9 protein-coding genes are annotated in these 11,958 nt (G+C 38.4%); 1 reads left to right on the top strand and 8 read right to left on the bottom strand.

Annotated elements, in window-relative coordinates:
* Positions 1-14: 14 nt before the first annotated feature.
* From fsa to QNH24_RS03120, 3 genes are all read right to left on the bottom strand, one after another.
* Positions 15-665 (bottom strand): fructose-6-phosphate aldolase, encoded by a 651-nt coding sequence (gene fsa, locus QNH24_RS03130; protein ID WP_283870710.1) that lies wholly within the window; start codon positions 663-665, stop codon positions 15-17.
* 202 nt (positions 666-867) lie between these two features.
* A complete protein-coding gene (locus tag QNH24_RS03125; protein ID WP_054770253.1) occupies positions 868-1,722 on the bottom strand; it encodes a class II fructose-bisphosphate aldolase in 855 nt (284 codons plus the stop codon).
* A gap of 618 nt (positions 1,723-2,340) precedes the next feature.
* Positions 2,341-2,697: a response regulator gene (locus QNH24_RS03120; RefSeq protein WP_283870709.1), complete on the bottom strand. Its 357-nt coding sequence runs from the start codon at positions 2,695-2,697 to the stop codon at positions 2,341-2,343.
* Positions 2,698-2,853: 156 nt separating this feature from the next.
* On the opposite strand from QNH24_RS03120, the gene QNH24_RS03115 reads away from it, so the two are divergent.
* Positions 2,854-3,384, top strand: coding sequence for a DUF2529 family protein (locus QNH24_RS03115; RefSeq protein WP_283870708.1), 531 nt, complete (start codon positions 2,854-2,856; stop codon positions 3,382-3,384).
* A gap of 66 nt (positions 3,385-3,450) precedes the next feature.
* Here QNH24_RS03115 and pyrG read toward each other — a convergent pair whose 3' ends face one another.
* The 5 genes from pyrG to QNH24_RS03090 form a co-directional block, all read right to left on the bottom strand.
* On the bottom strand, positions 3,451-5,043 hold the full coding sequence (pyrG, locus tag QNH24_RS03110) for a CTP synthase (RefSeq protein WP_283870707.1): 1,593 nt from the start codon (positions 5,041-5,043) through the stop codon (positions 3,451-3,453).
* A gap of 692 nt (positions 5,044-5,735) precedes the next feature.
* Complete coding sequence (gene rpoE / locus QNH24_RS03105) at positions 5,736-6,275, bottom strand: DNA-directed RNA polymerase subunit delta (protein WP_283870706.1); 540 nt, start codon at positions 6,273-6,275, stop codon at positions 5,736-5,738.
* A gap of 447 nt (positions 6,276-6,722) precedes the next feature.
* Positions 6,723-9,971, bottom strand: a complete 3,249-nt coding sequence (icmF, locus tag QNH24_RS03100) for a fused isobutyryl-CoA mutase/GTPase IcmF (RefSeq protein ID WP_283870705.1) — start codon at positions 9,969-9,971, stop codon at positions 6,723-6,725.
* A gap of 109 nt (positions 9,972-10,080) precedes the next feature.
* On the bottom strand, positions 10,081-10,716 hold the full coding sequence (locus QNH24_RS03095; protein WP_054770255.1) for a TetR/AcrR family transcriptional regulator: 636 nt from the start codon (positions 10,714-10,716) through the stop codon (positions 10,081-10,083).
* A gap of 3 nt (positions 10,717-10,719) precedes the next feature.
* Positions 10,720-11,856, bottom strand: coding sequence for an acyl-CoA dehydrogenase (locus QNH24_RS03090; RefSeq protein ID WP_283870704.1), 1,137 nt, complete (start codon positions 11,854-11,856; stop codon positions 10,720-10,722).
* Positions 11,857-11,958: the final 102 nt, after the last annotated feature.

Here is an 11,958-nt window from a genome sequence, read left to right as displayed (position 1 = left end):
ACTCTATAATCTTATTATTCGCCTTTTCTCTTATTCCAATCCGCTAAAAATCCTTCAATTCCTTTTTCCGTTAATGGATGGTTAAAAAGTTGCTTTAATACTTTATAAGGAGTGGTGGAAATATGTGCACCTGCAAGTGCTGCTGCTGTTACATGCTGAGGATGACGAACAGATGCAGCAATAATTTGTGTTTCGATATTGTGAATAGTGAATATATCTGCAATTGTTTCAATTAGTTCTACACCATTTTGTCCAATATCATCAAGGCGACCGATGAATGGTGATACATATGTAGCACCTGCACGAGCAGCCATTAATGCTTGATTTGCACTAAAAATTAATGTTACGTTCGTTTTAATACCTTTATCAGCAAAATAGCGACATGCTTCTAATCCAGCGGGCGTCATTGGTAGTTTAACTGTTATGTTTGGAGCAATAGCAGCCAATTCTAATCCTTCTTTGATCATACCTTCTGCATCTAGTGCAATGACTTCCCCACTTACCGAGCCATCTACAAGCTCTGCAATTTCACGAAGACGATCATGGAAAGAAACATTCTCTTCTTTAGCTACTAATGACGGATTTGTTGTAACACCAGATAAAATCCCCCATGCATGTGCTTCTTTAATCTCTTCAAAGTTTGCTGTATCAATGAAAAACTTCATAATTATTTCCTCCTGATTACTGTTAAGGCTCGACATCAAAATGTATTGATTTATAAAGGTGTATTGTTATCGTGAGCCATATAATTGAATTTTTACCAAAATACCATTATTTCAAAAACAAGAGAAGGTCGATAGTTGCATCAACACTTCTCTTATATTATGTGTATTCATCTATGCTTTCGTAACATATTAGATGCAAAAATTATGCTTTTTTTGCACTGCCAAATTCACGGATTTTTCCAATAACCGTTGCTTTAATCGCTTCACGAGCTGGCCCAAGGAATTTACGAGGGTCATAAACAACTTTATCGTTATCAAGAATTTCACGGATTACTTTTGTTGCAGCAATTTGATTTTCAGTATTGACGTTAATTTTTGCTGTACCTAATGAAATGGAGCGTTGAATATCTTTTGTAGGGATACCTGTACCTCCATGTAAAACTAATGGAAGGTCAGCTAATTTTGAGATTTCTTCCATTTCCTTAAAGCCTAAGTTGGGTTCACCTTTGTAAGGACCATGCACAGAGCCAAGTGCTGGTGCTAGACAATCGATATCAGTTAATTCAACCATTTTGCGGCATTCCTCTGGATCAGCATACATGATACCACCGATGACACCATCCTCATCACCACCAACTGTTCCAAGCTCTGCTTCAACAGAAACTCCTTTTGAATGTGCATATTCAACCACTTTTGAAGTAATCTCAATATTTTCTTCAAATGGATGATGAGAAGCATCGATCATAACAGAAGTAAAGCCAGCATCAATAGCTTCCTTACACTTTTCAAAGCTTGAACCATGGTCTAGGTGAATTGCTACAGGAACTGTTGTACCATAAGATTCCATTAATCCCTTTACCATGTGAACAACTGAGATAAATCCACCCATATATTTACCTGCGCCTTCAGAAACGCCAAGAATAACTGGAGATTTTTCTTCTTCCGCTGCTTGTAAAATTGCTTGAGTCCACTCAAGGTTGTTGATGTTGAATTGACCAACCGCATAACCTTCTGCTTTTGCTTTAATTAACATCTCTTTCATAGATACTAATGCCATACTAAAAATCCTCCTCTTAGGACTATTCTTTCTACATAAATATGCTATTTAATCATAGCAAAAATAAAAGCCCCTGAAAAGCAGGGGCTTTTATTTTCTACGCGAAAGTGCAGTGCAACGTAGCGACAGCGTCTCTTTTCTGCACGAAAGCGAAGCGGCAGTGCCACCGCAGTGTAGTACAACGAAACGAAGGGTTCCCCCTGAAAAGCAGGGGCTTTTATTTTCTGCACGAAAGCGCAGTGCAACGTAGCGGCAGTGCCACCGCAGTGTAGTACAACGAAACGAAGGGTTGCCCCTGAAAAGCAGGGGCTGTTATTTTCTGCACGAAAGCGGAGTGCAACGTAACGACAGTGCCACCGCAGTGTAGTGCAACGCAACGAAGGGTTGCCCCTGAAAAGCAGGGGCTGTTATTTTCTGCACGAAAGCGAAGTCCAACGTAGCGGCAGCGTCTGTTTTCTAAACAAAACGTACTACAACAAAAAAACGGTTTCTGTAACCTTTTCTTTACAAACTCTCTCTTTAAAACAGATTGAAAATTAAATATTTTAGGAAGTAATGAGAATAAGAAACTCTAGAATATCACTACTAAAAACAGGCCGTGTTAACCACTGCCTGCTTCTAAGATTTTAATATTTTATTTACCTCATCGCGCACTTCAAAAATATCAAAAGGTTTTGTGAAATATCGAATAGCCCCTAAATCTAATGCTTCTTGAACGACGTCCAGTTCACCATAGGCAGTCATCATAAATACAGGAAGATGTGGCCATTTCTCTTTTAAGCACTTTAAAATTTCTATGCCGTCCATCCCTGGTATTTTCATATCTAATAGGACACAATCCATTTCCTCTTCAGCATATTTTAGTGCCTCCATGCCGTTAGCAGCCAAATATGTAACATAGCCTTCCTTTTTTAATACTTCATTCAAAAGCAAACGAATTCCTTGTTGATCATCGACAATTAGTAATCGTTTCACATTCCATTCCGCCCTTTTTGAGTTATTATTCTTGCACAAAAACTTCCCTTAGTATGTATTATTCTCCTTTATTATCTTAATACCTTCTAGTATTATAAATTATCTGCTTTTGATTTATGGTCCCTTCAAACATATAATATTGATTGAGGTGGGATTATGTCAAAAATACTAACAACACAACTAAGTGGATTATTACAAAGAATAATTCAAAGTGAAGAGGATTCTATTGAAGAAACAGCGCGTTTACTAGCACAAGCAGGGATTGGAGAAGGTAATGTCTATTTCGCATGCTTTGGTGAAATGCAAGTAGTTGAACTAAATGCATGCCACGCTGTAGAACGTTTTACTAAGCTAGCACCTTGGACAAAGGAAACTGTGCTTACAGAGGCTGATCGAGTATGCATTTTTACCCGTAGTGCAGAAGATAAAGAAGCCATTGCTTTAGCACAGCAACTCAATGATCAATTTATTCCATTCGCAGCTGTTGCTTGTGAAGTAGCAGATTCTCAAAATTCACTGGCGGAATTAGCCTATACGTATATTTCAACACGCGTACGAGGTGGTTTATTACCAAATGATTTAGGTGAGCGTATCGTAATTCCACATGCTATTGCTGCCCTTTTTATTTATGAAGCTGTAAAAATGGCTTATGATGAAATGCTTGGTATGAATGACGAAGAATTGTAAAGAAGCAATTATGAAATAGCCTTCAAAAAAAGAGTTGCCTCAGCATTTGAGACAACTCTTTTTGCATTATTTAAATGTTGCACCGATAAAATCTCGGAACAATGGTTGTGGACGATTTGGACGTGAAACAAATTCAGGATGGAATTGACAAGCTACGAAGAAATTATTATCCGGTAATTCAATTATTTCCACTAACTTACCATCAGGACTTGTACCTGAGAAGACAAGACCTGCCGCTTCCATAGCTTCACGATACTCATTGTTAAATTCATAGCGATGACGGTGACGTTCATAAACAAGTTCTTTCCCATATGCATTCTTTGATTTTGAGCCATCTTTTAACTTACATGGATATAAGCCTAAACGCAATGTACCACCAATATCAACATTATCATTTTGATCTGGTAAGAAATCAATAATAGGGTAATCTGTTTTTGCATCAAGCTCTGTAGAATGTGCACCCTTTAAGCCAAGTACGTTACGAGCAAATTCCACTGTTGCCAGTTGCATACCTAAGCAAATACCTAAGAACGGAACATTATTTTCACGAGCATATTGTGTCGCTAAAATTTTACCTTCTACTCCACGATCACCAAAGCCACCAGGCACTAAAATAGCGTCCGCGCCGTTTAAAAGTGAAGCAACATTGTCAGTATCAACATGCTCAGCATTAATCCAGTCAATTTCAATATCTGAATTAAATGCATAGCCTGCATGTTTTAATGCTTCTACAACAGAAATGTAAGCATCTTGTAGTTCTACATATTTACCTACTAATGCTACTTTTCGTTTATTTGGTAAGCTCTTCACTTTTGCTACAAGCTCGCGCCATTCTTCCATATCCGCTTCTGGTGCTTCAATGCCAAAATGGTCAAGTACGATATCATCAATATCTTGTGCATGTAGGTTTAATGGTACTTCATATAAATGCTCTGCATCACGAGATTCAATAATTTCGTGTGGCTGTACATCACAGAATAAAGCTAGTTTTTCTTTCATATCTTGTGGCACTTCTTGCTCTGTGCGGACAACGATAATATTTGGTTGAATACCTAAAGAACGTAATTCTTTTACAGAGTGCTGAGTTGGCTTTGTTTTAAGCTCACCTGCAGCTTTAATGTAAGGAATAAGCGTACAATGAACGTACATTACGTTGTTATGGCCTAAGTTCGTTTTCATTTGGCGAATTGCTTCAAGGAATGGTAATGATTCAATATCCCCTACTGTTCCGCCTACTTCTGTAATAACTACGTCTGCGTTAGTTTCGCGACCAGCTCGTTGAATACGATCTTTGATTTCATTTGTTATATGAGGAATTACTTGTACTGTACCACCATTGTAATCTCCGCGGCGTTCTTTTTGTAAAACAGACTGGTAAACACGACCTGACGTTACAGTAGAATGTTTGCCAAGGTTAATATCAATGAATCGTTCATAGTGACCTAAGTCAAGGTCAGCCTCTGCGCCATCATCTGTTACGAAAACCTCACCGTGTTGATAAGGACTCATTGTACCAGGGTCAATATTGATATAAGGATCAAATTTTTGAATGGTTACTTCTAACCCACGATTTTTTAATAAACGACCTAAAGATGCCGCTACAATCCCTTTTCCAAGCGATGACACAACCCCGCCTGTTACAAAAATATACTTTGTCATGAAAAAATTCCTCCTTATGATGTTCTAAAAATTGCAAGTAAGAAAAGTGCATATACGCTGTGTTAATAACTAAGTATCTTAGCGTAAATGTCTCGGTAAAGAAATACTTATACCTTAAAAATAAGAAAAGCCGAGAACGTCTACAAAAAAGTGTAGTCGATTCGAAGCTTAATCGTTTCTATCTCTTTTCTACTTTCCTTTTAAAAATTGATTGCTAACATTTATTCAGTCACCGATTACTATACATCATGAAGTATTTGGAACATTTATATTCATGTCAGTAGTAATTTGGGAGTGTTTAACTGAATCAATTTCGCCTTGGCGTAATTGCGTCCGGATTTTGAATTGTGCCCGCACAATTCATTCCTTTGAAAATCCGTGACATCCGCCAGAGGCTTTATCTTCATTCAGTAGGTGTTTGGACACTCACTGAAAAGGAACCAATACCGCATTTATCTCACCACCTGTAGAGGTGGGAGTCTTCTGTATCTGCCGCTATGCTTTCGATACCAAAATATTTGCTGAATGAAGATAAAGTTAACAACAAAAAAAACGCCCCTCCTGCATAGGTTTGCAGGGGGAGCGTATTACATACACGGTCTTTCTCCTTTTTTAAGGAGCCCAAGTAAAAGATTAAACGTAACCGAGATAGAAGTCAAGAATTATTACCACTGGCATAAAAGAAAGAAAAATTAAATTTCTTCCTCTTCTTCGTCGAATTCCTCATCGTCATCTTCTTCGATAAAGTCTTCATCGATTTCTTCATCAATGTCCTCTAGTTCCTCATCGTCAAAATCAATGTCTGCTTTATCTTCTTCCTCAACTTCGTCTTCTTCAACAAATTCTTCATAATCTTCATCAAAGTCAATATCTTCTTCATCTAGATCCAGATCCTCATCCAAATCATCCTCGTCAAGGGCAGCTTTAGATTTTTTCTTATGCGTTTTCACAGAAGGAGCTGTCTCTTCCTCAATTTGCTCAACTTTAAACCATTCGCGTAAACCCCAACCTGTCTCTTGATTGTATAAGAAGCGACCATCTACATTCATATCTGTGTAAAATTGTAGTAGGCGTGCTTTGATTTCTTCATTACTATAGCCTACAAGCTCCTGAATGATTGTTAGTAAGTCATTAAAAGACACTGAGGCACGTTTTTCATTTAAAATTACATAAGCTAAGTTAATTAACGATTCTTCCGCTAATTGTTCCTTTGTCATTTCACGAAAATTCAATTCGTGCACTTCCTTTCTCTCATCACAATGGACGTTTTTATTGCTTTATTTTCGGAGCGCAGCAAAAAAAGACCGCACAAAAGTAACTTTCCATATCATAAGCATAATACCCATTATATACAAAGTTTTATCCTCTTTGCTAGCTTCAATTACTGTTTTTTATATCATGTATTTTTTTTATCCCAAGGTAAAATAAATATATAGATAGAATTAGTAAAGGAACAGCGCCAATTTGCTTATTATACAGGAAAATAACTCCTAACACTAAAGCTAAAATAATAATGAAGTGAAAAGCTGATTTCATCCTCTACTGCGCCTCCCCTTTTTTTACAGTTCTATTATAACGAAAATAAAAAGAAGTGCCTAATCCTAAGACTAGACACTTAAAACTACAGAAGCATTTTATAGAATAAATGCTAATAAGTAAGAGGATATGCACTTTGCAAATTACATATTACGACGATATTGTCCCCCTACCTCATATAAAGCTTTCGTAATTTGTCCTAAACTTGCTACTTTTACTGTTTCCATTAGCTCTGCAAAAATATTACCGTTGTTAACAGCTACTTCCTGTAAGCGAGTAATAGCTGCTTCTGATTCACTTTCATGTTGCTTCCAGAATTCCTGTAAATTATGGATTTGCGTCTCTTTTTCTTCTGTGGACGCACGTGCAATTTCCATATTATCTATATCCGCATCGGAAGGTGGATTCGGATTCAAATATGTGTTGACACCGATAATCGGTAGCTCACCAGAATGTTTCAACATTTCATAGTACATGGATTCCTCTTGGATTTTACCACGTTGATATTGTGTTTCCATTGCACCTAGCACGCCACCACGATCATTTATGCGATCAAATTCTTCCAGAACGGCTTCTTCTACAAGATCTGTTAACTCTTCCACGATAAATGCCCCTTGCAGTGGGTTTTCATTTTTCGCTAAACCATGCTCTTTTGTAATGATCATCTGAATAGCCATCGCTCGACGAACTGACTCTTCAGTAGGTGTTGTAATGGCTTCATCATAGGCATTTGTATGCAATGAATTACAGTTATCCTGCAATGCCATAAGTGCCTGTAATGTTGTACGAATATCATTAAAATCAATCTCCTGTGCATGCAAGCTGCGTCCAGATGTTTGAATATGGTACTTTAATTTTTGTGCACGTTCATTAGCGTTGTACTTATCACGCATTACCACTGCCCAAATTCTACGAGCAACACGTCCAATAACCGTGTACTCTGGGTCAAGTCCATTCGAGAAGAAGAATGACAGATTTGGTGCAAAGTCATTAATGTTCATACCGCGACTTAAATAATATTCTACATACGTAAAGCCATTCGCCAATGTAAAGGCCAATTGTGAAATTGGATTTGCACCAGCTTCGGCAATATGATAGCCAGAAATGGATACTGAGTAATAATTACGAACCTTATGGTCAATGAAGTATTGTTGAATATCTCCCATCATACGTAAGGCAAACTCTGTTGAAAAAATACAGGTATTTTGCCCTTGATCTTCTTTTAAAATATCCGCTTGCACTGTTCCTCGCACAACCTGCAATGTTTTCTCTCGTGTCTCTGTAAATTCTTCAAATGTCAAAGGTCGACTAAGTTCTTTCTCACGTAGTTTCACTTGTTGATCAATAGCCGTATTCATAAACATTGCTAAAATAATTGGTGCTGGACCATTAATTGTCATTGATACTGATGTTGATGGAGCACATAAATCAAAGCCCGCATAAAGCTTCTTCATATCCTCTAACGTACATATAGAAACACCTGATTCCCCAACCTTTCCATAAATATCTGGTCGATAATCTGGATCTTCGCCATAGAGTGTTACCGAATCAAATGCTGTAGATAAACGTTTTGCATCATCATCCTTTGATAGATAATGGAATCGTTTATTTGTTCGCTCTGGAGTTCCCTCACCAGCGAATTGTCGCTTTGGATCTTCCCCTTCACGTTTAAATTGGAATACACCTGCTGTATATGGGAATTCACCAGGTACATTTTCTTTATAAACCCAGCGTAGAATTTCACCATAGTCCTCAAATTTCGGTAAGGAAACCTTTGGAATTTTTGTTCCAGAAAGACTTGTTGTCTTTAAAATTGTGCGAATTTCCTTATCGCGAACCTTTGTGACAAATTCATCTCCTGAGTATGCTTCCTTTAGAGCCTGCCAATTATCTAAAATACGTTTGGATTCTGCTGTTAATTCATCTCTGACACCTTCTGCTAAAGAGGTAAGAGATGCGACAAGTGCATCATCAGGAGCCTTTTCTTTCACTGCAGCAATTGCACCCTCTAGTTGGAATAGTTGACGTGCAAATGCTACCTGTTGCTCTGATTTTTTATGATAGCCTCGCACGGTATCTGTAATTTCGCGCAAATAATAGCGACGGTCATTTGGAATAATGATATCCTGCTTTTGAGTTTTTGCAAATTGCTCATATCCTGTTTCCCAATTGTAGCCTGTCTTTTCATTAATAATGTTAACAAGTGCGGCAAATAAAGCATTCGTGCCTTTATCATTGAATTGGCTTGCAATCGTACCATAAACTGGCATTGCGTCTAGTGATTCATGCCAAAGCTCTCGAGAACGTTGATATTGCTTCTGTACCTGTCTAAGCGCATCCTCAGAGCCCTTACGTTCAAACTTATTGATAGCGATAACATCAGCAAAATCAATCATATCAATTTTCTCAAGCTGCGTTGGAGCACCAAACTCGCTGGTCATCACATACATGGATAGGTCTGTATATTTTGTAATTTCAGCATCCCCTTGACCGATACCACTTGTTTCTACAATGATTAAATCATAGCCTGCTACACGAACAACATCTAGCACATCTCCAATGGAAGCAGTAAGCTCTGTACGAGATCCTCGAGTTGCTAAACTACGCATGTATACTCGATTGTTGAAGATAGCATTCATCCGTATTCGGTCCCCTAGCAATGCACCACCTGTTTTTTGCTTAGTTGGATCGACTGAAAGTATTGCTACACGTTTATCTGGGAATTCCTTTAAGAATCGACGGATTAACTCATCTGTTAGAGACGATTTCCCAGCACCACCAGTACCAGTAATACCTAGAACAGGTGTCTCTTTCGTGCGCTTTCGAGCTTCTTCTATCATTTTTTTCGTTTCCTCATCGTCATTCGACTCCGCAGCAGTGATTAAATTCGCCAAAATCTCTGGTGTCTCTGTCGTTAACATATCTAGCTTTTCTAGATAGTTACCTGTTGCTGTAGGAAAATCAGTACCTTTAATTTGTTCATTGATCATCCCTTGCAAACCTAAAACACGTCCATCCTCTGGCGAAAAAATCCCTGCGATCCCATAAGCATGTAGCTCCTTAATTTCTCGTGGCAAAATAACACCACCACCACCACCATATATCTTTATATGTGGAGCACCTTTTTCACGCAGTAAATCATACATATATTTAAAGTATTCCATATGGCCGCCTTGATAAGATGAGATGGCTACGCCTTGCGCATCTTCTTGAATCGCAGCATTCACAACTTCTTCTACAGAGCGATTATGTCCTAAATGAATAACCTCTACCCCACTAGATTGTAAAATACGTCGCATAATGTTGACCGAAGCATCATGTCCATCAAATAGACTCGATGCTGTAACAAAACGTACGTGATTTTTTGGACGATATACTTCTACCTTTGTCATATGAAATCCCCACTTTCTCCCCTTAATCAATTTCACCTTTGCGTTATCATTTGTAGTTCAAAAAAAGTCGGTAATTGCAATGTCGCTTTATGCAATTACCGACAACCCCTTAACAGAACCCCTTTATACCTGAAATAAACAATGTTATTTGCATGTCAATAAATTCATCAATCGAATGCTGACGATGTAGCGCCCATTTTCGGAACGCCCAGCTTTGCCCTGAGACAACTAAATTATTGGCTGCCAAATGGATTTGCTTATCGGTCATTGTAATTTCACCTGACTGCACACACCGCTTTAGCAGTCGTTCAAACGTGGCAACCATTTCAAACTCCTTACTAAATACATAGCGCTGCGCTTCTTTTGATAAAGATTTTGTTTCCTGATACATGATAGTCAGTTCATCAACCATGTGATCAATTTGCAAGAAATACTCTCGGATCATTTCTTTTAATTCTTCTATCGTCCCTGCTTTTATCTCATAACTTGAAAGTCGCTCCATTGCATGATGATAAATGCTATCACATACTAGATAAAGGACATCCTCTTTAGTTCGGATATACTCATATAAAGTACCGATACTAAAGCCAGCAGCTTTTGCGATTTCTCTCGTCGTGGCACGATGAAAACCTTTTTCTTTAAATAATTTTATGGCTCCCTGTATCATTTGTTCCCGACGAATGGCGATGAGATTTTCATCTTTAACTGTTGACTGTACCTGGGGCCTTTTCTCTTTTTCTGTCATGTATTATCTTGTTACCATACGAGAGATAACAAGACGTTGAATCTCTTGCGTACCTTCATAGATTTGCGTGATTTTAGCATCACGCATAAAGCGTTCAACTGGATAATCTTTTGTATAACCATAGCCGCCAAAAATTTGAACAGCCTCAGTCGTTACACTCATCGCCGTATCGCCAGCCATTAATTTCGCCATTGCAGATGCTTTACCATATGGTAGACTACTCGACTCTAACCAAGCCGCCTGGTATGTAAGCAGTCGAGATGCTTCAATTTGTGTAGCCATGTCTGCTAGTTTGAAAGAAACACCTTGATTGGCTGTAATCGGTTTACCAAATTGCACACGCTCTTTTGCATACTCTACTGCTGCATCCAGTGCTCCTTGTGCAATCCCTACAGCCTGAGCTGCAATACCGTTACGTCCACCATCAAGTGTTGTCATTGCAATTTTAAAACCTTCTCCCTCAGCCCCTAGCAAGTTTTCTTTTGGAACTCGACAGTTATCAAAAATAATTTCAGTTGTAGGAGATGAACGAATCCCTAATTTTTTCTCCTTTTTACCTACTGAGAAACCTTCAAATCCGGCCTCTACGATAAAAGCGGATGTGCCATTTTTAGCCTCTGGATCTGTTACAGCAAATACAACATATGTATCTGCTACTCCACCATTTGTAATGAAAATTTTCGAGCCATTTAAAATATAATCATCACCATCACGTTTTGCGTAGGTTTTCATACCACCAGCATCTGAACCGGACCCTGGCTCTGTTAAACCATATGCCCCAATATGTTTACCTTCTGCCATTGGACGAAGATATTTTTGCTTTTGTTCTTCATTACCAAACTTATAAATCGGCCAGCCTGCCAGTGACGTATGGGCCGATAAAGTTACCCCTGTTGAAGCGCAGACACGGGATAATTCTTCTACAGCAATAACATACGCAAGATAATCAAAGCCTGCCCCACCATATTCCTCTGGCCATGGAATACCTGTTAAACCAAGCTCCGCCATTTTATCAAAAATTGCACGATCAAACTCTTCGTTCTCGTCACGCTCCGCTGCTGTTGGCGCCACTTCATTAATAGCAAAATCTCGAATCATTTCACGTAATTGTTCATGCTCTTCTGTTAATTGAAAGTTCATTGTCCATTTCCCCTTTTTAGTTAGACTTTGTTAATGCTAAACTATTTATTTCTAGGTGATTACGCTTCTTTGATGATTGCTCTTTTTATTTAGTGCATTCTA

Origin of the sequence: Lysinibacillus pakistanensis (genome assembly GCF_030123245.1) — a bacterium.
Classification (GTDB): domain Bacteria; phylum Bacillota; class Bacilli; order Bacillales_A; family Planococcaceae; genus Lysinibacillus; species Lysinibacillus pakistanensis.
This window is presented reverse-complemented; position numbering and strand designations above follow the sequence as displayed.

Excerpts from the sequence above, each read along its gene's own strand:
- fsa (WP_283870710.1), bottom strand. The coding sequence starts at position 665 with ATGAAGTTTTTCATTGATACAGCAAACTTTGAAGAGATTAAAGAAGCA.
- QNH24_RS03125 (WP_054770253.1), bottom strand. The coding sequence starts at position 1,722 with ATGGCATTAGTATCTATGAAAGAGATGTTAATTAAAGCAAAAGCAGAA.
- QNH24_RS03115 (WP_283870708.1), top strand. The coding sequence starts at position 2,854 with ATGTCAAAAATACTAACAACACAACTAAGTGGATTATTACAAAGAATA.
- pyrG (WP_283870707.1), bottom strand. The coding sequence starts at position 5,043 with ATGACAAAGTATATTTTTGTAACAGGCGGGGTTGTGTCATCGCTTGGA.
- icmF (WP_283870705.1), bottom strand. The coding sequence starts at position 9,971 with ATGACAAAGGTAGAAGTATATCGTCCAAAAAATCACGTACGTTTTGTT.
- QNH24_RS03095 (WP_054770255.1), bottom strand. The coding sequence starts at position 10,716 with ATGACAGAAAAAGAGAAAAGGCCCCAGGTACAGTCAACAGTTAAAGAT.
- QNH24_RS03090 (WP_283870704.1), bottom strand. The coding sequence starts at position 11,856 with ATGAACTTTCAATTAACAGAAGAGCATGAACAATTACGTGAAATGATT.